Source organism: Spirochaetota bacterium, from assembly GCA_026414805.1.
Lineage (GTDB): Bacteria > Spirochaetota > UBA4802 > UBA4802 > UB4802 > UBA4802.
Map to the genome: position 1 here is coordinate 18,770 of JAOAIH010000009.1, position 26,953 is coordinate 45,722.

Here is a 26,953-nt window from a genome sequence, read left to right on the forward strand (position 1 = left end):
GGCTATTCTCCTAATTTTTCAGGCCTTTTATAAGACTTGGTTTTTTCATATAGTTGTTTATCAAATGTCTGAGAAGAAACAGGAATAACTGCCCGCATTTCTAAATTGTCATAACGATATCCCAAATACGACAACTTATCAATTGCATTTTTGACTTCATGGTCAAAGCACCTGCCGCACCGCTGGCAAGTTAACATGAAAAGCTCTATTGTTTCATTAATATCCCGCTTATCATCCGTTGCCAGCTCATACTGTGGAGTCATTGTTATAGCTTTTTCGGGGCACAGGTCAGCACAGCGGCCACAGTAGGTGCATCGTGAACCATCATACATCATCACGCGGAGCTCATTGCATAAATCCCGCACCAGTATTGTACGAGCGGGACAGTGATTGGCACACCCGCCACATCCTATACATTTATGATGATCCCAATAGGGCTGCCCCCTGAAGTTCTCAGGCACAGGCCTTGGTACAAAGGGGTAGGGCATGGTAACAGTTCCAGGCTTTGTAACCACAAATAGCTGTTTTATTTTACTTATAAGCCACACGATCGTTCTCCTTGCTTTTTTAAATTTAAATTCCGTATACGCTCAGTGCAATAGTACACAGTGATATGAAAATCAACACTGCATAATATTTCACTGCCTGGTCAATTCGTAACCGTGGGTTAGTAGATCCCACTAATGCAATGAGTACAAAGATAAGTGCAACAGCCACCAGCTGTAATATAAGATCAGCTATAAATATCCCTGTATAGATAAACGGCATGAATACTGTCACAAAAAGCATTGCATAAAACATCTGTTTCAACATCATTGAATATTTAAACAGTGCATAATTAGGTCCACTGTATTCAATAAAAGGTCCTTCTAATATTTCAACTTCTGCTTCAGAGATATCAAATGGCTGTCGAGCAACAAACGCCTGCAATGCCATGAGATACACAATCAGCATAAGCACCACTGACCATGAATACCCTGTAGAAAGAATACTGAACATGCTCACATCAATAGCTAAGCTTTTCATCTTCACAGCACCTAATATAAAGGTCATAGCTAAGATTGGCTCTACCATAATCATGGTAATCATTTCTCGGCTTGCTCCAATCATTGCATATGCATTCTTGCTTGACAATGCACCAAGCAATATAGATATGCCTGCTAAGGTTAATAAATATACGATAGTGATGACATCAGCATACTGTGTTAAATAATTTGGCTTAAAACCAATGGGAACTATTGTTACAACTGCAGTCACAGCTGCAAAAGCCATCATGGGTGCTAATTTGAATGCCCAGTTATCACTTACTAGATTATCCTTGCCTAGAAGCTTAAGTAAATCTAAATAAGGCTGGTAGATAGGTGGTCCCTGCCGTGACTGTACCTTAGCAGTGAGCTTTCTAATTATACCCTCATACAAGGGTGCCAGTCCCAAAAACACAATAATGTTAAGAAGTATTAAGAGAATATCCATATGCCACCTGCCTTATACTTTTTTGCTTCTTGACAGACTTTCAAGCTCTTCATTGCTAAGGATGGTTTGCTTGCCAGTCTTAAGATCAATCAGTGCCATTCTGTCAGTACACGAGAAGCACGGGTCTATACTGCCAATGATTATTGGCGCATCAGCTAATTGATTGTTAAGCAACATCAATGGAACACCCTGCAAGTTAGGATACGTGGGGGCACGTACACGCCAACGATCTGCCCTATTCTCTTCACCAGTGATAACATAGTGTACAACCTCACCACGTGGCGCTTCAACAGCTGATATTGAATGTACCAACGGCTTGATAGGCTCATCAAATTCATATAATAAAGGTTCATCAACAGGCATATCCTTTAACACTTGCCTGATAATTTTAATGGATTCAAATGTTTCAAGGATACGTACAAGAACGGTTCCCCATACATCACAGGTATCCACAACCGGGACATCAAATTGTACTGCATCATAAGCAGCATAGGGATGGTCACGGCGTGTATCGATATCTACTCCTCTTGCGCGAGCAACAGGGCCAACCAAACTCCACTTGATTGTATCCTCTTTTGAAATATACCCAACACCTTTTGTTCTTCTATGAATGGCAGTGTCGCCAACTATTGCATTCTTAATTGCAATAAGTTCTTTTTCTACTTTATCCATGACATTTAAAATATCATCCTTATGTGGCAATATATCGCGCCTTACGCCACCAATGATAATCATGCCATAGGTCTTTCGATTACCGGTAATCTTTTCTGCAAGCCACATTACAGGCTCACGCACACGCCATGAATGCATAAATACTGTATCAAACCCTATCAAGTGACCTGCAACCCCCAACCACAGCAGGTGCGAATGGATTCGTTCAAGCTCAAGCATAAATGTACGGATATATTCAGCTTTCCGAGAAATTTTAATACCCGCTGCTAACTCAACCGATTGCGAATACGATGTAGCATGTACTGATCCGCAAATACCACAAATACGCTCTGCAATAAACGGTACCTCATTATATGTTACCTGAGTGGTACACAATTTTTCAATACCACGATGTGTCATAAAACCACGGTAATCACAACCTTTAATTGTTTCACCATCAACATACACTGCAAAATGTGCTGGTTCATGCAGTGTTGGATGGAATGGACCAATAGGAACAGTGGTACATCCTTCAGGTGCCTCATCAAGCTGGTATGCCACATCCTCAGCTGCAGGCGGCATTAAATTCCAGGGAACTTCTTTGCGAAGAGGGTATATCCCTTGAGGCCAATCATCAGCCAGAATTAGTCGTTTTGGCTTTGGATGACCTTCAAATTGCATGCCAAGCAAGTCCATATATTCACGTTCTGACCACCCTGCATTAGGAATATCAGGAGTGATGGAATCCACAACAGGCTTATCAGCAGGGACTTTAGTTCGTATACAGCAGAAGATGTTATCTTTATCAAAACTAAAGGTATGTACTAAACCCAATGTATTATCTCTGGCTATATTATCGTACCCTATGCTTACCATGTAGCGGGCACCCATTGCAATTACTTCATTGCATATTTCCCGTATATTTTTTTTATCAACATCAACAAACAACCGCGTTGCAAGTGGTGTTTCAAAGCCCTTGACAGAGCCTTTGAACTTTTCCTTTAAATCCTTTTTAACTTGGTCTATCGATGGCATATTCTACCTCTTATTCATAAATGTTGTATTATTTCACATTACCACCTGTCCACCACAGCATGGACTTTAATGCTGCAAACATATGCCTGTCTTTATATCTATTGTTATTATTAAGGTCCTGATATCCACACAACCATGTTGGCATAACTTTTTCTTGTGAACCTGCACTCTTTCTGACTATAAAGGCAACAGCAAATCCAACAATCACTATCAATATCACAACTAGTGGGACAGCAATTGCATTTGCATACTGCATACCTGGCACGTTAATTGAAACACCCATAGCGGAAGTAAATACAGCATTGTGTGCCGACAATTCATTGAAGGAACTCTGCACTATTGAACCAGATGAAGACTTGAATATATCTGTAATTGTATCATAATATATAAAAGGGATAACCCCTTGGACTATACATAACAGAGCCAAAATAACTTTTGGCAAAAGCATCTTCCAGGATACTTCCTGTGGTTTATGCTCAACATTCCATTCTATGCCAGTTGAAGCAAATGACATTCCAAAAAACTTAACATAGCATGCAAGCGTCAATGCGCTGGTAAACAGAGCAATGATCCCAAACAGTGCAAGGAAGAATATCTGACTGCCACCAAGCAGTGTTGCTGATATTATTGTCCACTTGCTTGCAAATCCGCTGAAGGGAGGAACACCAGCTATCGACAATGAGGCAATCCCTGCAATTACTGCACTTGCTGGCATATATTTTAAAAGACCACCCAACTTATTAAGGTCTTTTGTATGAGTTTCATATAATATACTGCCTGCGGTAAGGAAGAGCAGCCCTTTAAATATGGCATGATTTAATACATGATACAATATTCCAATGATGACCACAAACGATAGCATCTGTACAAACATGTTGTTGCTGTGGTACATATACAAACCAGCCCCAATAGCCAGAACAATGTAACCTATCTGGCCAATGGAGCTGTATGCAAGCAGACGTTTTGCATCGCTCTGCTTTAAAGACTGGGAGGTACCAATAAACAACGTTACTACACCAAAAGTTGCTATAATAGCTCCCCATACAAGAGGATTCACAGTATGCCCTTCATGAGGAATCATCCAGAAAAATGTTCGTACTATACCATAAATACCAGTTTTAATCATAACGCCACTCAGCAATGCACTAATAGGGGATGGTGCAATTGAATGTGCATCTGGCAGCCATAGTTGACCAAATGGGAATACACCAGCTTTAAAACTAAAGCCTAATAATAACAGAGTATACACCAGCACAGGAACTGTTCCGCTGGTTGCTCCAAGCTTCTGCGTCAATGTATGTACAGAATCTCCCATAGCAGAGCCATTGATAAGGAATGCACCCGCAACTATAAACAACCATGCAAGCTCCATAAGGATTAAGTATTTATTTGCATTACGGACATTTTGCTTTTCTTTATATTCAAAGCGGATCAAAAAGTATGATGCAATAGTCATAAGTTGCCATGCTACAGTAAACCCAATACTTAAATCATCAACAGTTACTATACCAATCATTCCAAGAATAAATAATGGGAAGTTTATGTAGTAAGGACGCAGGGAATAGTCCTTATAATGTTCCATATAATCAATGGAGTACAGTGCACTCATCACTGCCATAAAGGATATAATGGCAATGAAGAACCCTGAAAACGCATCTATCAAAAAATAGATTGGCACAGAGCCAAAATATATTGCCTGTGTCTCAGATGATTTCTGTACAAAAATTGCAATATACGCCACATAGAGTAGCAACCCTGCTGCAATTGCTACTATAACTGTGTTTATCCAGCCTGCTAATTTTCTTTTAGAAGCTATGAGCGGCACAATGATACTTGCTCCAAGCAATATAGCAAAAGCCAGTAGTAACGTAGCATAAAGATCAATGTTCATACACACACTCCTTTTGGTTGCTCATAATTGATGCCTGAACCATAGTAACAATTGAATTTACTTTATCTTTTATAATGGGCGATAGTCCCTTTCCAAAATCATTATGCTTGATAACTATACCCAGCATATATACATCTTTGCCAGATGTCTCCAGTATTTTACATGACATCCGCAATGCCAGTTTGTGCGTTGATACATCAAGGCCTGTTTCAACAAAGTCACTGAGTTTGCCGAATACAACAGTGCCTTCATCTGCATCAGCTTCTATTGCATCGATAATTATCACATTTTTGCAATTTGACTGGGCTATAGCAAAACAGTAGCTTTCAATAATGTCTTCAACATTGAATATCACAATATGAGGATCTTTTACTGTTGATGCCAGTGCATCAACAATGTGAAGACCCACTGCATCATCACACCTATAGTAATTCCCTACTCCCACAATGCAAGTAGTGTCTTTGAAAATATTTTGCATTGTCTGCATACAACTCATATCTGCTCACCCAGCGTCTTAATTTGGCGATAGGTATACACAGGCCCATCAGTGCACACCAGGGTCCTCCCGATGGCACAGTGCTGACACTTTCCCACGCCGCACTTCATATGCCTCTCTAACGTTGAGATTATCATATCATCTTTGATCCCACGCTGCATAAGCTCTTTGATGACAGCATTAAACATCACTGGAGGCCCACATACAAATGCCACAGTGTTTTCAACAGGTATCTCTACTTTATCAAACAGTGTTGTGATTATACCTACATTGCCCTTCCATTCAGGGGTACCATTATCAACAGTAATGAATGTTTCAAAGCCCTCAATTTTTTGCCATTGATCCAGCATATACTGGTACATCAAATCCTGTGGGGAACGTGATCCATACAGGAGCAGTATTCTGCCAAAGTCTTTCCTGTGCTGTAACACATGAACAATTGATGACCGTAACGGTATAAGGCCAATACCACCTGCCACATAGATGACATTTTTGCCTTTTATTTCTTCAAACGGGAACCCGTTGCCAAATGGCCCACGTATCCCTACCTTATCACCCACCTGCAGATCATGGAGCGCGTAAGTTACTTTACCAATTCGTCGCACAGTAATGTGAAATCGGTCGTTTTCAGGGCTTGGTGGCAGTGACACGGCAAATTCACCCGCACCAAATACAGTGCACATAATAAACTGGCCGGATTTAAACTTGAAATTGCCATCAATCTCCTTATTATCAAATCTCAAATAAAATGTTTTTACATCAACTATTTCATCTTTGATCTCTTCAATTGTGGCAATCTCAGGAACGGTTACTATTTTCTGTTCGCTCATAGCAATCACCTATTCATGAATTTCTCTTCGGATATATGTTACAACATTTGGCAACCCTATATCGCCAGGACATACCCATGCGCAACGACCGCATCCCACACATCCTGGCCGCAAATATTTCTTTGACTGTGAATATGATAACTTGCAGAAAAACCTCTTATTTCTTCTGTCCTCAATAGGCTTTCGGGGATTATGGCCTCCTGCCATTCTTGAATACCCTTCGTATGAACATGAATCCCATGTACGAAGCCTTAAGGTATTTCCTGCAAGTGTGTTGGCATCATTTATATTAAAGCATGTACATGTAGGGCACACATACGAACATGCACCACATTCAATACATTGATTGCCAATATATTCCCATATCTCTTCTTTTATGAATCCTGTTGTCACCCTATTCATGACACGTGATACCCATGCTTTTGACTCTGTAGCTATATCTTCAAACATGGTAATTGATTTTTCCACTAGCTTCTGTTTTTGTTTCAGGTGTTCGTCAGTAGCTTCAGAAAATTTAAATGAGTCAATGAATGCCTTTCCTTTTTCACTGCCAACCTCAACCAGGTAACTATCGCCTAAATCCGTAAGGTTTAGATCATACCCTTCCTGTGCTGCAGGGCCACTGTCAGTACACACACAAAAACACTGTTTAAATGGAACCACACAGGTATTGGCTACTATGAACATACGGCTACGGTGATGGCGATAGACCTCATCAACAAATTCTTGCCCAAGGAAAAATCTGTCAATGCACTGTAGTCCCGTTAAGTCACATGAGCGCAGGCCAAACAGCGCCTTTGGTGTATCATCAAACACCATCGCGATGTCTACCTTTTTTGCGCTTTTATCATATTTATATTGCATGATAGTTTCAAGATGCGGAAATACAACATGCTTTGGTGGATTAGTTGGGATGGGTGCTTCCAGATTTACCATATCTGCACTTGTTTTATCAAAGAAACACTGCCCAAATTTTTCATCCAGATATGGGCCGTATACGGTATACTTTTCTTCTAAGGCTTTTGCTATTTTCTTTACATCATTTTTCTTAATCAGATACATATCACACCTTCTCAATTCGTACTGGGATAGTTGCTTCTTCGCCCTGTGACACAATGTCACTATATGCTAACAAAAATGATGCAATTCCCTCTCTGATAAAATAGGGAACATACGCTGTACCGGGAGCAACATCATCCGAAACCATAACCATTGCCTTCATGCTTGCCTTTTCAGCAACCACCTTGACCGGCCAGCGGTCACGCACTCCAATTTTTTTTGCATCTTCAGGAGCTATCGCCACATACCCATCAGGGTATAACAGCAATGTGGCATTGTACTCACGCAGTGGAATAAATGTCTTATGCATAATGTTGTTCTGATGCCAGTAATGCTGTGCTTTCCCCAACATAAGAAGATAGGGATAGCTTTCGGTTGCCTGTACTGCTGCATACGGTTTTTGTGGAAGTATAAACGAAACTTTTTCAGGAATACAATATTTTGTTCCCTCTGGATTCTTCTTGGTGCATGGCCACTGTACTCCCTGTTTTTTTGCAAGCAGCTTATAGCTTATCCCTTCATAGGTAGGTGTAAGCGAAGCAATCTCGTCCATTATGTCTGAAGGGTGCTGGTAATTAAATGCAGTACCAGCTGCCTGCGCTATTTCACTGGCAAGTTTCCACAGTGGCAACACATCAAATGAAGGCTCGCACTTCTTTGATGCAAGCTGAACACGACGCTCGGTGTTGGTAAATGTACCATCAGTTTCAATATAGGTTGCAATGGGAAGCACTACATGTGCAAACTCTGCAACTTTATTAGTAAAAGCACCAATATAAGCAACAAATGGCAATGACTTCAATCGGTCTGCATATTTTACAATACCATCATCATGATCAACAATTACCAATGCCTTAAGTGGTGATGCACTATCGGTAAGAAGCTGCTCAACTGTCTTACCTTTTGATGCTGGTAAGGCACCCCACATTTTCTCAAATTTCTTCCTTGCTTGAGCATCATCAATACTTTGAAATCCGGTGAGCAAATCAGGCGCACACCCCATATCAAAGCTGCCCTGCAGATTGTTTATGCCTGCAATTGGATTTACACCACAGCCTTCCTTACCAATCTTATCTGCTAGTACAAATACATTGTAAATTGATGCGATGGTATCATAGCTTAAACCTGACACACCTGAGGTGAAAAATACAGCAGCACTTTTTGATTTTACCAGCTTTTCAGCAACAAATGCTATTTCACTTTGCAACACTCCTGTTTCTTTTTCTATTGAATCAAACTGTATGGAGGATAGATATTTTTTATATTCATCATAATGTGCCGATCCCGTTTTCCCCAAATTATTTTTATCAATATAATAACCAATTGCATCAAATACTTTCCGCATTGTACCCGGTTTGATATTGATAAACTTTTTAGAAAGTTTTGCAATCTTGGTCATACGGCTGTCGATAGTTATAAGTAAAGAACCATTGCGAGCTGCATAATGCAATTCACTACCAATAATAGGATTCTGTGTAGTTATATCCATTCCTGCCACAATGAGCACTTCAGCCTTACGAATGTCCTCAAGCGAACCTAACATTCCTGCAAAACCAGTACCATTGTACAGGACGTCAAGGCTATTCCGGTGACCTGATTCTGCCTGTATGCTGATATTGTTGGTTTTAAAAGTTAAGCGAGCCAGCTTCATTAGTGCAAAATTGTCTTCATTGGATGAACGTGGAGAAGCATAAAACGCAATCTCTTCAGGTTTATAGGATGATAATGCTGAAACAAGTTTGGCGATAGCATCTTTATAATTAACTTCTCCACTATCCCTGATATAGGGCTTCACAATACGCTCCTGTGTACCAAGCAACTCATGAATGTTCCAGCCTCGTACACACAACCTTCCTTTGCTTACTGGATGTACTCGAGAGGGGAAAACTCCCTGCACAGATGTGCCATTGACTTTTAGATAATGACCACATCCTGTCCCACAAAAGGTGCATACACCTGGCATATAACTCATAGATTATCCTCGCTCACCATAATGAAATTCAAATTCATAAATAAATAAAGAATGTGCCATAAATTACTATTCCTTGTTCTCTGACATGAATATGGCACATTCCAAGGACATTGTAAATAGGGAATTTTATTGTTTTTGTTATAGGGGAATTTGCTTATGCGTTGAACTATAAATTGTTTATTTTAATTTTAATATTTTCATCAAATTTCAATAGTGTTAGTATGAGATTACTGCCATACAATATAAAATACTATCTACAGTAGCTCTATTTATCATTCCTAATTCACTAAATGTTCCCTTACCCACTCAATTGCATATTGCAAAAGATCCTGTGATGACTCTAAGTGCAATTTCATTTTAATCTTTTCACGAACATTCTCAACGGTTTTCACACTTATATGCAATTTCTGTGCAATATGTTTATTGCCTAATCCATGCCCAATAAGCTGGAAAATTTCAAATTCCCTATTGGTAAGCGACTCCACCGAACTGTCAATCTTTCCTTTATCTGACAATGATTGAACCATTTGTTCTTTCATATCGCTTGACAGGTATATATCCCCTTTGAGTACTGTATATATGGCATTAATTATTTTATCAGGTGCTTCCTGTTTCATAAGATACCCTCTGGCACCCGCTTTTATTGCTCGTTCTGCATATAACTTTTCATCGTACATTGATAGCACCAATGCAGGCAATTTTGGAAAACGCTGTTTTAAAGCTTTTACAAGCTCAATGCCACTTGTCCCATTTAATGATATATCAACAAGAATACAATCTGGTATCTTCTTATTAACAACCTCAATAGCCTCATCCGCTGATTGAGCTTGGCCTATTACTTCCAAATTCTTCTGTGAATTTATGAGCTGTTGCAACCCCTGCCGTACTATTGGATGATCATCAACAATAACAACACTGTATTTTTTACCTGATTTAGGTTTGTCTATCACTGCCCTCTGCGGGCCCTTTTGTATTGTACATTGAATTATTGTGCCCCCATTTTTATTATTCTGTACCTGAAATGAGGCATTAATAATCCATGCTCTGTACTGCATAATGTGCATGCCCATCCCCTTGGTTAAATCAACCTCATCCGGTATGCCTTTCCCATCATCCATTACTTTAAGATAATAGTACATAGTATCTTCAGAAACAGTGACAGCAATATTTTTGGGCTTGCCATGCTTCACAGCATTATTTAACGCTTCGCGTATAATATAATACACATGTACTGTATCTATTGTTTCATCTATATTGCTTGTAATATTCCACTCCAGAATGGCTTTGATTGAAAAGTTTTTATTTATGTCAGCAATCATCTCCTGCAGTGATGAATACAATCCCTTGTTGTTTAAATCAACCGGGCTCAATCCCCTTGCAATAAGGCGTGTTTGCTCAATAGCCTGATGTACCATATTTTGTATTTCTGCAATTTCATCTGCTTCTTGAGGGTAATTATTTTTTAATTTCAATCTCAACATTTCGGTTTTAAATATTATGCCCGCCAGATGCTGACCTAACCCATCATGTAAATCTCGAGCAATACGATTACGCTCCTCTAAATTTGCCTGAAGTATCTTTTTTTCAAGTTGCTTCTTTTCGGTTATATCAATACCTATAAACATATAGTAATCAAATTCATCATTACTGTATACAGGCCTTGCATGCCACTGCACAATTTTTTCTTCACCGCTTTTTGTATTAATTGAACATTCAAAAACTCGAGTTGCCTTTGTCTTTTTCATTGTAGACAGTTGATGTCTGAATGCCTTTTGCCCAAAATCAGGTATAAACAGATCACAACATGTTTTGCCAAGTATCTCATCTAGTACAAATCCTGTGGCCTGTAACATAGCTTTATTGCAGGTAAGGATATTCCCTTCCTCGTTCAGCGTGATAAAATATGCTGGTGCAATATCTTCTAAATTCTGAATGATATCCAGCCCTTTTTTTAGTTTTTCTTTTGTTTTCTTAACATCAGTAAAGTCACGTGCAATAATTGAACAACCAATAATAGTATTAAACTCATCACGCAACGGTGAGATAGTAAGTGATAGATTATGGATGGCACCTTTTTTATCCAACCCTTCTGTTTCGTAATGATCTATCGCTTCATTTTGTTTAATTAATTTTAATAACTGGTCAAATTCATCTGGCCTGTAAGGAGGCGATAGTATACTGATATCGCAGCCAACCACTTCATCAAATGAATACCCAAAAATATATTGCGATGCTTTATTCCAGCTTGCTATCTTGCCATCTAATGTTATCCCAATGATTGCATCATCTGAGTTATCAAGTAAAATGGATAACTGGTTGCGTACCTGTTCAATGTGCTTTCGTTCAGTAATATCACGCGCCACACTCAATATTGCATTTTCGTTGAGATAGTAAATGATGGTGCTCACAATTTCAACAGGGATAGTAGTGCCGTTTCTATCAACAAATGAGGTCTCATAAGGGTCTGTATTTTCAGCAATGGACTGCAAATAGTGGTGGATCCTGTCACTATCGCCCTCTGCTGTTAATTGTTGCATAGTCATAAGCTTTATTGCATCATGTGAAAAACCAAGTCGATCACATGTGGTATTATTCACCTCCAATATTGAACCATCGCGTCTGTGAATAATAACCATATCAGATATGCTGTTAAACAGTGATTTGTAGCGCATCTGCGAAGCAAGTAACTCACTGGTCCTTTGTAATACTATATCTTCTAGCAAATCCTTTTCTTTGCGCAGCATGTCTTCTGCATGTTTAATGCGCATCATTGCATTAATTTGTGCAATGAGTTCGGCCTGATCAATTGGTTTAGTTAAAAACGCATCAGCCCCCAGCTTGAGGCCTTTAACCTTGCTTTGCGTATCGGTATGTATTGCAGTGAGGAAAATTATTGGTATGTGGCGAGTTTTTGGATTGTTTTTTAACACCTGGCACACTTCATAGCCATCCATCTCTGGCATCTTTACATCAAGGATAATAACATCAGGATTTTGTTCTACAGCCTTTTGTATGCCCTCTTTGCCTGATTGTGCTGTGATAACCTCACAACCGGCAATCAGGTTTTTTAAAAGTGCTGTAATGCTTACTAGATTATCCTTTTTATCATCAATAACTAAAATCGTATTCATTACTTAACCCAATGCCTAACTTTCAAAATAAACTCTTCAATAGAGAAAGGTTTTTGTATAAAATCATCACATCCTGATGCCAGGATGGTGGCCTTTTCATGCTTCAATGAAGAAGCTGAAACAATAATTACTGGTATATTCTGAGTAAGGGCATCATTTTTTAATTGCTTCACAACCTGCAAGCCATGTAAATCGGGCAGTGAAAGATCAAGCAATATGCACGCAGGTTTACTATCACGTGCCAGCATCACGCCTTCCTGTGCGCTATGAGCTTCAACAATATCATATAACTTTGACAAAAGCGCTTTAACAACCACAATGCTGTCAGGGTCATCGTCTATAACAAGAATGGTTTTGCGCTGCTGTATTGGGATTACAGTTTCTGTCTGCAAAGGAAAACGTACAGTAAAAACCGACCCTTTGCCTAACTGGCTTTCGACATGTATACTGCCTCCAAGGATTGCAACCAACCGCGCAACAATAGTAAGTCCCAAACCAGTGCCGGGATATTTTGATGACAGTGACCCTGAGGCTTTGGTGAACCCGGTAAACAGCAAATCACAATATTCACTGCGGATTCCTATGCCAGTATCAGCAATACTCACCACACACTGGCCATCTTTTCGGTATGCTGAAATTGTTATGCTGCCCTCTTCAGTAAACTTAACTGCATTATCAATGAGATTTTCAAATATCTGATACATCCGTGCCTCATCACTTGATAGCACAATATCCTCACACTGCAAATGCAGTTGCAGACCCTTTTTACGCAAAGTACCCTCATATCGTTCACAGATATTCTGCAACACAGAAGCAAGCATAACATCAGTTATTGAAAGCTGTATGCCACTGTCAATTTCAAATACTTCAATGAGATCGTTAATGAGAGCTAACAGTTTTTTACCATTTCGCTCAATGATGCGTAAATATTCTTTTTCTTCTACTGTGAGGCGGCTGTCGGCCTGCATAAGCAAGACCTCTGACAGCGTTAAAATAGAGTTTAACGGTGATTTTAATTCATGGCTTATGCTATGCAAAAATTCTTTATTCATTTACCCTTTGCTGCATATTCAATTTTATAAGATATGCAATATTAAAAAGATTGGTAATTCCGCCCACAAACCGCTCTTTTATCATACCTTTTGGCAACATATCAATTGTATGGTGGTATTCTTCCAGGCGCTTTTGTATTGTATCAACCATGTTCGATAGCTCAGAATATGAGTATTTCTGAAAAAGATCGTTCATCTTATCACCAACCGCCTGGGCACTGAAAAATATTATCCTGAATGCATCTTTAACATCGGGCGGGAAACCGTATAGTAATTTTTCCACAAGGCATATTCTGGCAAGCTGATACCCTAACTGTACATCCTGGCAACTACGGTTGGAAAAACAATCTGGGAAGCGCTCAAGGTACGCACTCCCCAGCGCAATCATATCCTCGATAGCAAAATCAAATTCGCCATTGCATGCGATAATATCACTTTTGAACTCGTCCAGATTTTTTGATTTGATAAAAAATTCTGCAGGTTTTGCCATATTATCATTTCCATTCATTACATAACAACTATCGCATATAAAACTATAGCACAATTGAATATTTTATATAGTTAAAATAGCATAGTATTTTTGTAAAGAATAATACGCTATATGAAGACACAAAGGGTTACTCCCGTATGGGCAGGGATAAAAGGCTCATTGGATCTACCTGCACTCCATCAACTATCAATGACACATGCAGATGTGGCCCTGTTGACATGCCTGAGCTTCCCACAGTTCCTATGAGCTGGCCTGCTGCAACTTTATCCCCGCTTGTAACATACAGCTTTTCCATATGCATGTAGTAGCTGAATATGCCATTGCCATGATTGATAATCACCATATTGCCTTCATAAAAAAGCATTTCGGCAAGCACTACAATGCCATCAAGCATTGCATACACTGGATCGCCTCTATCACCGTTTAAATCTATACCACGGTGTATGCGCTCAACAGTGTGAGTTTTTCCAGTTGTGCTATCATACAATTTGTAAACTCTTTTTGCCCAAAACGTGGAGTTGACCTCATGTATATCCCGTGGATGATAGGCCTTTCCTCTTATTAAATCCCCAAATTGGGTAGCAAAGGCTTGTTGTTTTTTTTGGGTACTTACTCTGATAAACTCCTGCACCTGGGGCGACTCCAAATACTCCTTTTGTGAAAATTTTCCCAAATCCATTGGGATGGTTGAGATACGAAATTGCGTTTGTGCTATAGCTACAGGGATTACAATATTTTTTGTACCCACAGTTACTGAAAATGTATATGTCCCCGGTTGCAAATCAGGTGGAATTGCAAAAAAGCCTCGCCAGCCAAAGCTACGTTGAGTTGCTGGTATACGTTTATCTTGAAACACCACACTTACAGCATTGACTTTATTAGCAGGAACTATCTCAAAATACACAATGTTTCCCTGTGTAAAGCGCTGTGCAAAAAGCATACAGCTAATATCATCAGTAGTATGAGTTATAACCTGAATAGTGGTTTTAGGGAAATTACGCGGTACAGGAGTATTGGAGATAGTTACTTTTGTAATATCCCTTGCACATGAAAGAAGAATTAAGAATATGCCGCTTATTGGTATTACTATTTTTTTCACTTTCACAATACACCATAACATTTTTCAGCACCATATACCATAATACCATACATAAAAAAATACAAATTTTCTTCAAGCAAAGATTGGCACATCACTACCTTTATGGTGAAAATTTCTTATCTTCTAATGCTACTGAAACTGAACATGAGTCAAAAGGTCATGCTTATCAAAATTAGGAAAATTTTTACTGTGCTATTTTTTGTATACCTAACTATATAAATAAAAATATATAAATATCGAATTAAATGTTCAATAAATAAAAAAAGGAAAATATAGTATGAACTGCATTTATTTACAAACCCTTGTTGATTTTTTAAAAATAATTATATATACTTATGTAGTACTAGGGCACCACACATACTCAAAAGGAGGTTTGTATGAGTACACAGGTTTCCTATAGCAAAATAGAAAAAGAATTCCTTCCACAATTCAGAGAAAAAATCAGTACCTCAGAGGATATTGTAGATGTACAGAAATATTTTTCCTTCACAATAAAGGAAATGCTCAAAAAAGCTTTTGAAAAAGAAGGGATAACAATTTACGATGAAAATATTGAACTTACTACCACACCTCCTTATTATATAATCAAAAACATAGATCCCTCTATAAAAGAGCTATGGGAAAATTCCGATTTAAAGGACATACTACAGCGATTTGCTGAAGTGGCATATAAGCGATATCGTCATTTGCAGAAGAATCCTTCAAAAACCAATAAGAAGATACGGCGTTGAACAAACATGCTATAAGGGATTGGTGTTACTTAGACAATTTTTCCATTATCTTTTTTCTGTATTCATAATCAGTGACGTGTATGCCTTTTTGCTCCATAAGCATGTTGTAGCGGAGTTGTTTTGCATTGAGCTGTTTCACCAGTCCTTTCATTTCATTATCGTCGTAGCAGGCATCAATAAGCTGTTGCAATGAATAGATCTCTTTACGTAACTCCACCTCTTCGGGTAATACTCCTGCATTTTTTAATATTTTATATGCCATCCTAAGTTCAGGGGGCACATTATCCAGTTCATCTTTTGGCAATGGCTTGCCCATCCCCGGCAAGTTATCAAACTCACCTCTCTCCATCGCCTCGCGTATACGCTGTTCTGCAATTAATTCAAAAATATACATAGCAATAGTAGTATCATAACAATTGATTGTACTTGTAGCAATAATACTAAAACACTCTGTTGTTGTAAAATATTTTTTTTATGTTTTATAGCCGGGTCCACCCCAATGAGGGTCAGAGCCAAATTTCCTTTTCCAGAATAGCTCAGGATCATCATCTGTAAGTTCTTCAACAAGCTTATGCTCTGTTAACGGTATTTTGTAGCTATTGCAAAAAGCAATGAGCAGCTTATAGGCTTCTGTTATTTTGCCAGTCATTTCATTGCATACTTCTTTATCGTACCCACAACGGTCAGGATGCCATTGTTGTATTAACTTTTTATAGGCATCTTTAACCTGTTGTAGGGAAGCCCTATCGCCCAACCCCAGTAGTTTTGCAGCCTGCTCAATGTCATGAAAATTAACCGGCATATATTACCACGCTATCAAAACAGTTAAATAAATCACAATCTTTGTTCAACATACCTAAATTTATTAATTTATATATCACAACACAAAGAATAATTTATAATAAAAATGGGTCAGCATAACTCTGACCCATAATACTACCTTTATTTATTATTTGCTAACTTTTTTCCACCAATGTATAGTATTTTTTTCTAATCTCCTTTTTATCAATTTTTCCAACACTAGTTTTAGGGATTTCATCAACAAACTCAAAACGTTCAGGCACACCATATTTCGGGATCTTCCCTTTATCAGCAGCATTTTTCATGAATTTATAAAGTTCATCTGATAGATTTTGATCTTTAAAATCATCTTTCAGTTTAACTACCATTAAAGGGCGCTCACCCCATTTGCTATCAGGCACACCTATTGCTGCACATTCAAAAACAGCTGGATGCTGGCTTAAGATATTCTCTAGATCCAGTGATGAAATCCATTCACCTCCTGTTTTTATTACATCCTTTATCCTATCAGTAATTTGTAGATATCCTTGTTCATCTATAACTCCAACATCACCACTGTGAAGCCATCCATTCCTCCATAATTCTTTTGTTTTTTCTGGATCTTTATAATATTCTTTTGTAAGCCAGGGAGCTCTGAAAACGACCTCTCCTGCAGTTTTCCCATCATGCGGTAGTGGAATATCATTCTGATCTACAATATCAATTGTTACAAGTAATGCAGGCAAACCTGTTTTGGTTCTATATCTAACTTGATCATCTTTATGCCATTGCATCATCTCTTTTTTCAACAATGAGAGGCAAATGAGCGGGCAGGTTTCTGACATGCCATATCCTGTATAAATATCAATACCTAAATCCAATGCTTTTTTGCATAATGATTGTGGCAACATAGATCCACCAATGATGACCTTCCATCCGTTTAGGTTGACATTTTCTATACCAGGAGCATTTACAAGCATTTGTATGATTGTTGGTACACAATGTGAAAATGTTACCTTTTCCTTAACTATCAGTTTTAAAAGCATTGTTGGTTCGTATTTACCAGGATATACCTGTTTTACCCCTAATACTGTTGCAACATATGGAACACCCCATGCATGAACATGAAACATCGGTGTTAACGGCATATATACATCATTTGATCTGAATCTGCCAATATTATCATAGGCACCCAGCATAGTCATCATAGAAAACGTGTGCAACACTAATTGGCGATGTGTAAAATAAACGCCTTTAGGAAGCCCTGTTGTACCAGTGGTATAAAATGTTGTTGCTTTTGTATTTTCTTCCAATTCAGGGAAATTAAAGCCTTCATTTGCACTATAAAGTAATTCTTCGTATTCTCCAGCTATTGGGAGGTCTGTTTTTATTTTTTCATTATTATCAGAGAGTAAAATGATGTGACATTTTTTTTCTAATTGTTTTATTATAGCTTCAATTACAGGTACCATGTCTTTATTGACTAAAATAACAGATGCACCTGTGTGATTTAACGTATATACTATTTGTTCTGAAGATAATCGGAAGTTTACGGTTTGTAATACAGCTCCCATCATAGGTATCGCAAAAAAACACTCCAGATATCTATGACTATCATAATCTAGGACTGCTACAGTATCGCCCTCTTTTACACCCAATGATGATAAAACATGTGCCAATTTGTGTATTCTTCTGTACATATCCCTATACGTATAACGCACAAGATCTCTATATACTATTTCACCTTCAGGATTATACAGCAAAGGTGCCTGTAATAATTTATCCAGTGTCAATTGGTAATCATAGTGTTGACCAGGCAAATAATGTTGATATTTCATTTTAATACCTCCTAGCATATCACAATAATTTTATAAATAAGATATGCTTAAGAAGTAATATTGCAATACCGGTAAAATGTAAAAATATGTAAGGATATATATTATTTTTCAGTAGGTTTTTTACCTAAAGAAGAAGGGTCTTCCATCCATTTAGTTGCATAATATACAAGCTGTACTGCATTTTCAAGTTGTAATTTTTCTTTAATTCTTTCTTTATAGGTCCCAACAGTTTTAGTGCTTATATGAAGCGCTTGAGCTATCTCTTTTGTTGTGAAACCCTTACCGATTAACTCCAAAACAGCTATTTCTTTTTCTGTAAGTATTTCCAATGGAGATACTTCATTTGTTTTCTTTACAATTTTAAAGACAATGTCTTTTACAACTGATGGACTCACATATACTTCCCCTCTTGAAATCACCCTTAACGCCTTTATTATGGATTCTGATGTTTCACTTTTCATAATATAACCATACGCACCAGCCTGTAATGCTCTCTGTGCATATATTCTTTCATCATGCATTGATACTACTAACGATTTCACCTTAGGAAAATGTTTTGAAATATCGTGTATTAACAATAATCCATTGCCATCCTTCAATGTAATATCTATTATTGCTATATCCGGTAAAGTCTTCTTGATTAAATCAAAACCTGTAACAACATCATGAGCTTCACCAATGACTTTCATGTCCTTTTCTTGATTAATAATTTTCTGTAATCCCATACAGAATACCGGATGATCATCAACTATTACTACGTTTATATTTTTATGCATTAATTATCACCATTTTTTAACTTTATTTCAATCCGGGTACCCCTATTAATAGCACTTTCTATACATAATGTAGCTGCAATAGATGATGCACGGTGTTTCATGATTTTCAATCCCATCCCGTCTACTGTTGCCACATCAAACCCTTTTCCATTATCTTGAATAATGACAGATACATTTTCAATATCAGCATTTATCATTACTGTTATTAACTGTGCCATGCTGTGCTTTACTGCATTATGCACTCCACCCTGAACAATATAGTATATCTGACTCAATACTGTAGGATCGTTAATATTTATAATTCCATTTTGTTCAAAGTGACATTGAATTCCATATATTTTTTGTATTGCATTACACATTTCTTCAAGTAACACCGGCAACCCCTGATTAGAAATAAAATATGCGGGACTTAATCCTTTAGACAGTTGTCGTACTTTAACAATGGCCAATGATAGTAGTCTGCGTATATCATCTAGATCTTGCATGGTATTTTTAGTTTTCTTTTGTAACTGCTGACTTAAAGCTTTTACCATCACTTCAATTCCAATTAAATGTGGTATGATATCATCATGTAAATCCTGTCCAATGCTTTTACGCTCATTTTCACTTATGGAAATTAACTCTTTCTCTAACATTCTTTTTTCAGTGATGTCGGTTAGTGACAGTATTACCATGCGTTTATTATGAATTATTATTAACTCGGCAGAAAGTATTGCTATGCGCTCACCACCATTATAATTTAATTGTATTTCATAATCATTTATTTTTCCTAACTTGAGTAATTTCTTATAAAGTTTACGGATATCCGACTTTTTCACTAATCCCAGTTCAAACAATAATACTTTTTTGTTAATATTCTCAATATGTGCCATAGTTCTGAATAACTTATTAGCTTTGACAATTTCACCAGTATCCATATCTACCAATGTCAGCGCCACCGGTGTTGCGTCAAAAACTGCCGCAAATAACTCTTCTGAACGCTTTAATACAAGTTCCCATTCCTTGCGATCTGTTATATCAGTGACTACAGCAAAGCTGCCCGCAAATGAATTATTAGAATCAAATATTATCCTTGGTGACACAATTGTATAGGCAACCAGGCCATCCTTTTTCTTCCATGCAAGCTCATACGTCTGTTGAATGCCAATCCTTCTTTTTTCCATTTGCGTTGTGAAATATGTGAGATAATCAGTGCAGATGAATTCTTCTATTGGTCTGCCAACTATCTCACTTCGATCATAGCCAATAATTTCACAAAAACGATTATTAACATACTCAATTGTAAAATTTTCATTTTGAACTAGCAAACCATCATTCATTGTTTCAATAAGCATTCTATATTTTTCCTCACTTTTGCGCAATGCTTCTCTTGTCTCAACCAATGAAGTGATGTCAGTTAATGATGCCACACTTAGCATAGTTTGTGGTATCATATCTATAGTAAGATAAATATAACGAATTTTGCCATCCTTTGTGAAAATCCTGAATTCATAATTTTTTGGAGCAGCATCTGGATTTTGCCGTCGCAGATAATGGTACCTTTTCATTCTTTCCACATCATCAGGATGTATGAATTCTGTCCAGCTTCGCTTACCCTCAATTTCACTTTTTTTATATCCTAACATTGATAAAAATTTATTATTAACTTTCACAATAGTAGTATCTTCATCAATGAGAATTGTACCTGTTCCAGTATTTTCAAAAATTGTTAGATATTGATCATATAAATATTGCTTTATATCCATTCAATGAATAGCCTCCAACCAATTGTAATAGTATTGGTTATACCAACAATGTCAATGACTATTAATGTTTCTATAGTTAAGGCAAATTAATAGTAATTTCATTAATATTAACTATCGATATTTATATATAAGGTGAAAAGGTATAAAACAATGAAATACGTTAAATATATAATTTTCATTTTACTTTTAGCAGTAAATGGTTTTGCTCAAACCTACTGGCAACGGTATGCTGATGCGCTTGCAAAAGAACAAAAACAATGTAAAACACTCCCCTACATTTTGCCTTTTGTTCTTGAGTATTTCAACATTCGCATTGCAATGGCACAGGAGCTATCATATAACGATGATGCTACAGCTAAAAATACAAATAGCAGCAAAGATTATCTAAAAAATTCTTTTAATAAGGCGCTGTCGCTATGCTTTGATACAAATGCTATCGCAAATACAAAACAACAGGTAATTGCTCAACTCCAAATCGACGACACGTTGTATAATAAAAATGATTTTGTTATTATACACACTGAATGTGTACTTTCATCATTTTTCAAAAGTATTGGCGCGTTGTTATCTGGCAATCAAAGTGATACCGTCCAGAGTAACACAAATGATACAGATGACTTAAATCCTACTATTAACAACTTTGCCCAAAGCATTCGTTTCCAGGAGCTCAGCACAAAAGCCCAATACCAGAAACAACAATCCGAATATATTAGTGCAATTATTTCACTATGCCCTACAGCAGAGTACAGTGAAACACAATTACGAAAAAACGCAAAACTCATTGTGCAGCTATTATCACATATAGAAGATGCATTACAGAGTGTTCCTGAATACACAGCTCCATACAATAAAACTGAGGGAATACCTTATCAGATTTCTATTCCACCACAAATAGACTGCGCCAAGGTATTAGCACAAATACAAAGTAAAAGGGAGGCGATAGTTACTGAACAAAAAAGCTCCATGATTCAGGATATTGAAACAATTGCACTGTCACACATAACCCCAATACAAAACCAGATTGACGAACAAAAGAAATTGCTGGCAATAATGAAAAGCACGGATGGAATTACTGTTGAAAATGAGGACGCTTTTATCAATTTTATCAGCCAATTTGAAAAGCAATCGCGCATTCTTCTGGACTATGCAAAAGCCACAACACTTTACTGCAAGCTTATGCTTTGCAATGAGCCAGCAATTAATTTTTCAAGCCGTTATGAGCATATTCTACATTTAGCAACTCAAATACAAAAACTTGTGCAACTGTCTGGCGACAGCTCAAAAGAAATAATCCCTGATTGCATGCAAGTTTTTGAAGTACTTAAAGTGTTTGCATATATTGACGCTTCAAAAGAAAGTGGTGAACTTACATCAATCATGCAAACGTTGCATTCAATTAAGAATGATATACGTGCAATGGGTAGCACAAAAAAAGATGATAGTCTCAATCCTATTGTGTGCAACCATGAAATTTCTAAAAATGTGGAAACGCTAGAAAAAGGTATTGCACTTTTTAATGAACAGCAATACGCAAAACATGCGCTTGATCGATATGCGCTCACACTTACAAAAGCTATTGACCTGGCTCAAAGCGGTTTACGTGATGATACGTTAACGCACATTACTACCATGGAATCAGTAATACCTGTAGTTGATAATTTTGATGTTCAACATATTACAAGTGAATACACTAGCCAGCAGTATTTGCTGCGCAAATTACGCAGTGACAGTGCATCTGTTATGCAGCGTATAGAAGTTTACAAGAAGAAAGGTATATCAATAAACGATTATGAGAAGGCAAAAGAACTTTTTGAAAAAATAAAATCGCTGCAACCATTATATACAGTGACCGTGGGAAAATATAAAATGAACCAGAACAATATAATTATTGTTGATAGGCAGTGTGCTGCATTACTCAAAAGGATGCTTAAAAATAACAAGGTTGCTGGTAAAATATAAAAAAATTTTTTCTACTGCTCAATTGCAGGTATATTTACTATACATTCCTTTTTAACTATACTATTCAAGGTAAACAATGAAAATAGCAGTTGCCATGAGTGGCGGCGTTGATTCTTCCACAGCCGCTGCATTACTAGTTAAAAAAGGGCATCAGGTTATTGGTCTTACAGCTAAAATTTTACTGTGTGCTGAGATGGATGGGTGCCAGCCACGCTATGATGTGTGCTGCAGCCCTGAAAGCATTCATGATGCCGCAAAAGTGGCAAAACATTTACATATACCACACTACATTGTGAATGTTGAAGACGAATTTTCACAACGCGTTATTGAGCCATTTTGCCGGGAATACATCAAAGGCCGCACACCAAGCCCATGTATCAACTGTAATACTTATATTAAATTTCCAAAGCTTTTAGAAATTGCAAAGGAACTTGGATGTGATGTATTAGCAACTGGGCATTATGCTTCTTTGCACAAAAATAGCAGGTTCTACATCACACGGGGTGTTGACAGTGATAAGGACCAATCATACTTTTTGTTTAATCTTTCACAGGATATTCTATCACAGCTCATTCTTCCATTAGGCAGTTATACCAAACACGAAATTAGAAAAATGGCACAAGAGATGAAGCTTCCAACAGCACACCGCCCTGAAAGCCAGGAAGTATGCTTTGTGCAAGATAATGACTATCCACGTTTTATTGAACAACGTTTGGGGTATACCCCTCTAAAAGGAGATATCGTGACAATTGACGGCAGAGTCATTGGCACACATAATGGCATTCACCGCTATACAATTGGCCAACGCCGAGGGCTTGGCATTGCATGGGAACACCCTTTATATGTTGTAGCTATTGATGCAGTAAACAATCGCATAATTGTAGGGAACAAAGCCCAGCTATTGGCAAAAGGGCTTGTTGCTACACAGATAAACTTTATGAAAGTAACATTTGCCAATAATACTCCTGTATGGATTAAAACCCGTTCCACTCAAAAACCTTTCAAAGCATTGGCCACGTATGAAAATAATGCACTTACTGTAACTTTTGAATCACCACAGGCAAGCATAACACCGGGGCAGGCAGTTGTTTGCTATGATGATACCGGTGCAATTTGTTTTGGTGGATGGATTGAGAGAGGTCTATAATAAATAATATAACATTTTATCGTGTCATTTAAATAATCATCGCTAATATAAATAATAGTACGTTTTCAGTAACTGAAACAAAACGATNGCCCCCTCACTATACTTACCCTTCCTGGTTGACTTCCCCCAATATCTTATCTAGTTCCTTCTTTTTTTCTTTTTCTATAAGCACCTGTTCATTGGGGATAATTTTAAAATAGGGCAAGGTATTGGTGAGCTTAAGAAGACCCATAATTTCCTGATTCACATTCATAAGAAAAAACTGATACCCTTTTATTGTTATTTCCTTCATAAGCTTGACAAGCCAACCCAATGCCGAACTATTAATGTATGGTACACGTTCTATATTGAGGACAATGTTTTTAAAATTATCAGGTAGGCTATTCTTTATTGCATCTTCAATTTCTGTAAAATTTTCGTAGGTTATATCACCTGTTATATCATATATCACGTATCCATAATTTATACGTTGCTCAATTTTCATACTATTACAGCCCTATTAATAATTATTATCATTTTTGCATAATTGCTGTAATTATAATATCTCATTGTATGTGTTGAGTCAAGTAAAAACCTTATGAGAGCATAGTTGATAAGACTCTAACCCATTATTGTTACTTCTTTGGATAATGAGCACATCTTTGACCTGCGCACATGCGTGAGTTACTTCCCCAATCCAATGTCAGCCACTTTATTTATTCTTTCAACTAAATTAGCAACTAGTATATCTTTATCTTCAAAATGAATATCCATTGCCTGCTTGGGGCAAATTTGCGCGCACCTCCCGCACCCTTTGCAATCTTCTCCTATCACCGGTATTGCATCCAGCATCTGTATTGCTGCAACAAAACATTGTGCGGCACATTCACCACAGCCATTACATAAAGTGTGATTAACACTGACATGCACACCAGGCAATTTTTTATATGCCTGGTTTAAGTTTTTGCCTCGCTTTTTCATGTGCGTGCGGTACAGGCAGCAGCAATCATCACAGAAGCATATAAACATAAGCTTACGAAACGGCACCGACCAAAACGCTACTGGATCAATCCACACATGCGCCACATTTGCAACAAGCCCTGCCTCTGCTGCTTTGTGTATATGAGCTATTGCTTCACTTGCTGTTGCTCTGTGCCCATGCGATGGATGTATCTTCAAGGCAGCCTCACCTAAGGCCATACAGCCAATTGTGGGCGGATGATTGTCACAGTGTAAAAGTCCTCTGCATATACATTCATCTAATATAAAGATGTGGTTAACTTTTGCAACCACCTCACTTAACACCTGCACAGGCAGCGTGACACTTTTAGCAGGAGCTATCGCCACATTAATAGGAATTGCTGTTACCTCATTGTGTGGATATTTAAAAAAAGGATTTATGATATGCTTTACAATTGGGTACCAGCTCAAGCGCTTGCCCAAAATCATAAGCGGCCAGGAAATAGCCACCGCCAGTTTTACAAAGAATTTTGATGGTCCGTATCTGAACATGCTGTTATCCCTTAAGTATACCTTTGTGAAACGGTAACCACCACGTAAAGCCAAACAAGAAAGTTTTGGTGGCGATAGCAACCGGCGCCTTTTTGCCTTTGAGTAGTTTAAGTGTGTAAGGAATTTCTCCACAGTGCAGAATCAGCAGTGCAATAAGTAAGCATGCCCTGTATTCAGATTCAGGAAAGATGAAAATGAGTGCAACAGCACATGCCCATAGAAAAAGCGCACCTGCCATTACCACATACCAGAAATACTTGTGAGATGTCATGCGTTCCTCCATTAAAATGGGATTCTATCTTCACCATCATTCCCTCCTTCCTGTTTTGATATACTTTACAACACGCTCATCAATCAGGAATAGGCACGTTTATTTTTCCTTTCATTTTAAAAAGATGTCATACGGGTGAAGTAAAAATATTTCCATCATGTGTTGTGCAGATTAGCAATCATTAGAAACTTTTAAAAATTATCATTCATACTGCACATATTGTTTGATACGTGCACTCATTTCTTCAATGGCTGCATCAATATCAGCCACTGTTATTGTTGTTGCCTGTTGCGGGCACACCTGTGCGCACCTCCCACAACCTTTGCAGATTGCATCGTTATGAAAAGCTTTCCCATCAACTATACGTATTGCATCCATAAAACATTCATCAACGCAGGTGCCACACCCTGTACATGAATCAAGATCTACTCTAAGCTCCACACCTTTTAGCCGTACAATAGAACTGGCAGCTTCCTGCGGCAAATATTTACCTGAGTTAAGTATAGTGCAGCAGCAACGGCAGCAAAAGCACATGGTTAAAAGCCTTCCAGTATCCTTTACTCCCCATATTAAGTTGTCAATTTTTACTCTTCCCACCATTGGGATAAGACCTTCAGCAACACATTTATGAAGATGATCTATCGCTTCTTCTACACTTACATGGGAAGCTATACGTGGGTCAATTTCCTGCGCACCCTGCCCCATGAGTAAACACCCATACTCAATAGGATGCTGGCTACATCCTTTAGCATCTCTGCATGTACAGCGCTTTATGATGGCACGATGTGCAGAACGCCGTATTATTTCTTCCACAATGAGTAAAGGAACAGGTGTGCTTTGCGGTGCGATAGTTATGTTGATTGGCAAATAGGTGATATTAAGATTTTTTTTGCTAAAAAAAGGCACAAGCGTTTTAGCTATTATTGGTCCAATGATTTTGCTCTGAGTTGCCTGGGCACTTAGCCATGTTATGGGCCATATCTTTGCTAGAATATATAGCCACCAGCCGGGGCGCTTTGACATGGACACACCTTCT

24 protein-coding genes are annotated in these 26,953 nt (G+C 37.8%); 3 read left to right on the forward strand and 21 right to left on the reverse strand.

Annotated elements, in window-relative coordinates; all coding sequences use genetic code 11:
- Positions 1-2: 2 nt before the first annotated feature.
- From N3F66_03255 to N3F66_03310, 12 genes are all read right to left on the reverse strand, one after another.
- Complete coding sequence (locus N3F66_03255; protein MCX8123163.1) at positions 3-548, reverse strand: 4Fe-4S binding protein; 546 nt, start codon at positions 546-548, stop codon at positions 3-5.
- Positions 549-573: 25 nt separating this feature from the next.
- Positions 574-1,473, reverse strand: coding sequence for an NADH-quinone oxidoreductase subunit H (locus N3F66_03260; GenBank protein MCX8123164.1), 900 nt, complete (start codon positions 1,471-1,473; stop codon positions 574-576).
- Positions 1,474-1,485: 12 nt separating this feature from the next.
- Positions 1,486-3,159: an NADH-quinone oxidoreductase subunit C gene (locus tag N3F66_03265; protein ID MCX8123165.1), complete on the reverse strand. Its 1,674-nt coding sequence runs from the start codon at positions 3,157-3,159 to the stop codon at positions 1,486-1,488.
- Positions 3,160-3,187: 28 nt separating this feature from the next.
- Entirely contained in the window at positions 3,188-5,050 is a 1,863-nt protein-coding gene (locus N3F66_03270) for a proton-conducting transporter membrane subunit (protein MCX8123166.1), read from the reverse strand.
- Complete coding sequence (locus tag N3F66_03275) at positions 5,040-5,546, reverse strand: hydrogenase maturation protease (GenBank protein ID MCX8123167.1); 507 nt, start codon at positions 5,544-5,546, stop codon at positions 5,040-5,042. The genes N3F66_03270 and N3F66_03275 overlap by 11 nt, the downstream gene beginning before the upstream one ends.
- Positions 5,543-6,376 carry an FAD/NAD(P)-binding protein gene (locus N3F66_03280; GenBank protein ID MCX8123168.1) on the reverse strand — a complete coding sequence of 278 codons (834 nt, stop codon included), beginning with the start codon at positions 6,374-6,376 and terminating at the stop codon, positions 5,543-5,545. Before N3F66_03280 ends, N3F66_03275 begins: the two co-directional genes overlap by 4 nt.
- A 9-nt stretch (positions 6,377-6,385) precedes the next feature.
- Positions 6,386-7,438 (reverse strand): 4Fe-4S dicluster domain-containing protein, encoded by a 1,053-nt coding sequence (locus tag N3F66_03285; GenBank protein MCX8123169.1) that lies wholly within the window; start codon positions 7,436-7,438, stop codon positions 6,386-6,388.
- A gap of 1 nt (position 7,439) precedes the next feature.
- Entirely contained in the window at positions 7,440-9,407 is a 1,968-nt protein-coding gene (locus N3F66_03290) for a molybdopterin-dependent oxidoreductase (protein MCX8123170.1), read from the reverse strand.
- 278 nt (positions 9,408-9,685) lie between these two features.
- Positions 9,686-12,538 carry a PAS domain S-box protein gene (locus tag N3F66_03295; protein MCX8123171.1) on the reverse strand — a complete coding sequence of 951 codons (2,853 nt, stop codon included), beginning with the start codon at positions 12,536-12,538 and terminating at the stop codon, positions 9,686-9,688.
- Positions 12,538-13,590, reverse strand: coding sequence for a hybrid sensor histidine kinase/response regulator (locus N3F66_03300; protein ID MCX8123172.1), 1,053 nt, complete (start codon positions 13,588-13,590; stop codon positions 12,538-12,540). Before N3F66_03300 ends, N3F66_03295 begins: the two co-directional genes overlap by 1 nt.
- Positions 13,583-14,080 (reverse strand): hypothetical protein, encoded by a 498-nt coding sequence (locus tag N3F66_03305; protein ID MCX8123173.1) that lies wholly within the window; start codon positions 14,078-14,080, stop codon positions 13,583-13,585. Before N3F66_03305 ends, N3F66_03300 begins: the two co-directional genes overlap by 8 nt.
- Before the next feature lie 127 nt (positions 14,081-14,207).
- Positions 14,208-15,179 carry a M23 family metallopeptidase gene (locus tag N3F66_03310; protein MCX8123174.1) on the reverse strand — a complete coding sequence of 324 codons (972 nt, stop codon included), beginning with the start codon at positions 15,177-15,179 and terminating at the stop codon, positions 14,208-14,210.
- Positions 15,180-15,556: 377 nt separating this feature from the next.
- Here N3F66_03310 and N3F66_03315 point away from each other — a divergent pair, with 377 nt between their 5' ends.
- Positions 15,557-15,910 (forward strand): hypothetical protein, encoded by a 354-nt coding sequence (locus N3F66_03315; GenBank protein MCX8123175.1) that lies wholly within the window; start codon positions 15,557-15,559, stop codon positions 15,908-15,910.
- Positions 15,911-15,935: 25 nt separating this feature from the next.
- Here the strand turns inward: N3F66_03315 and N3F66_03320 are convergent, their stop codons facing one another.
- The 5 genes from N3F66_03320 to N3F66_03340 form a co-directional block, all read right to left on the reverse strand.
- The gene (locus N3F66_03320; GenBank protein ID MCX8123176.1) at positions 15,936-16,304 is read right to left on the reverse strand and encodes a DUF1992 domain-containing protein; all 369 of its coding nucleotides are present in this window, start codon (positions 16,302-16,304) and stop codon (positions 15,936-15,938) included.
- A gap of 78 nt (positions 16,305-16,382) precedes the next feature.
- A complete protein-coding gene (locus N3F66_03325; GenBank protein MCX8123177.1) occupies positions 16,383-16,712 on the reverse strand; it encodes a J domain-containing protein in 330 nt (109 codons plus the stop codon).
- A gap of 154 nt (positions 16,713-16,866) precedes the next feature.
- Positions 16,867-18,528, reverse strand: a complete 1,662-nt coding sequence (locus tag N3F66_03330; protein MCX8123178.1) for a fatty acid--CoA ligase — start codon at positions 18,526-18,528, stop codon at positions 16,867-16,869.
- A gap of 101 nt (positions 18,529-18,629) precedes the next feature.
- Positions 18,630-19,304 carry a response regulator transcription factor gene (locus tag N3F66_03335; GenBank protein MCX8123179.1) on the reverse strand — a complete coding sequence of 225 codons (675 nt, stop codon included), beginning with the start codon at positions 19,302-19,304 and terminating at the stop codon, positions 18,630-18,632.
- Entirely contained in the window at positions 19,304-21,049 is a 1,746-nt protein-coding gene (locus tag N3F66_03340; GenBank protein MCX8123180.1) for a PAS domain S-box protein, read from the reverse strand. Before N3F66_03340 ends, N3F66_03335 begins: the two co-directional genes overlap by 1 nt.
- 150 nt (positions 21,050-21,199) lie before the next feature.
- On the opposite strand from N3F66_03340, the gene N3F66_03345 reads away from it, so the two are divergent.
- Both N3F66_03345 and mnmA read left to right on the forward strand, forming a co-directional pair.
- Positions 21,200-23,008 (forward strand): hypothetical protein, encoded by a 1,809-nt coding sequence (locus tag N3F66_03345; protein MCX8123181.1) that lies wholly within the window; start codon positions 21,200-21,202, stop codon positions 23,006-23,008.
- A gap of 76 nt (positions 23,009-23,084) precedes the next feature.
- Positions 23,085-24,155, forward strand: a complete 1,071-nt coding sequence (mnmA, locus tag N3F66_03350; protein ID MCX8123182.1) for a tRNA 2-thiouridine(34) synthase MnmA — start codon at positions 23,085-23,087, stop codon at positions 24,153-24,155.
- A gap of 103 nt (positions 24,156-24,258) precedes the next feature.
- Here mnmA and N3F66_03355 read toward each other — a convergent pair whose 3' ends face one another.
- From N3F66_03355 to N3F66_03370, 4 genes are all read right to left on the reverse strand, one after another.
- Entirely contained in the window at positions 24,259-24,639 is a 381-nt protein-coding gene (locus N3F66_03355; protein MCX8123183.1) for an STAS domain-containing protein, read from the reverse strand.
- A gap of 179 nt (positions 24,640-24,818) precedes the next feature.
- On the reverse strand, positions 24,819-25,646 hold the full coding sequence (locus N3F66_03360) for a 4Fe-4S binding protein (protein MCX8123184.1): 828 nt from the start codon (positions 25,644-25,646) through the stop codon (positions 24,819-24,821).
- A 4-nt stretch (positions 25,647-25,650) separates the two neighbouring features.
- Positions 25,651-25,917 carry a hypothetical protein gene (locus N3F66_03365; GenBank protein ID MCX8123185.1) on the reverse strand — a complete coding sequence of 89 codons (267 nt, stop codon included), beginning with the start codon at positions 25,915-25,917 and terminating at the stop codon, positions 25,651-25,653.
- A gap of 201 nt (positions 25,918-26,118) precedes the next feature.
- Entirely contained in the window at positions 26,119-26,940 is an 822-nt protein-coding gene (locus N3F66_03370) for a 4Fe-4S binding protein (protein ID MCX8123186.1), read from the reverse strand.
- Between the last annotated feature and the right edge of the window lie 13 nt (positions 26,941-26,953).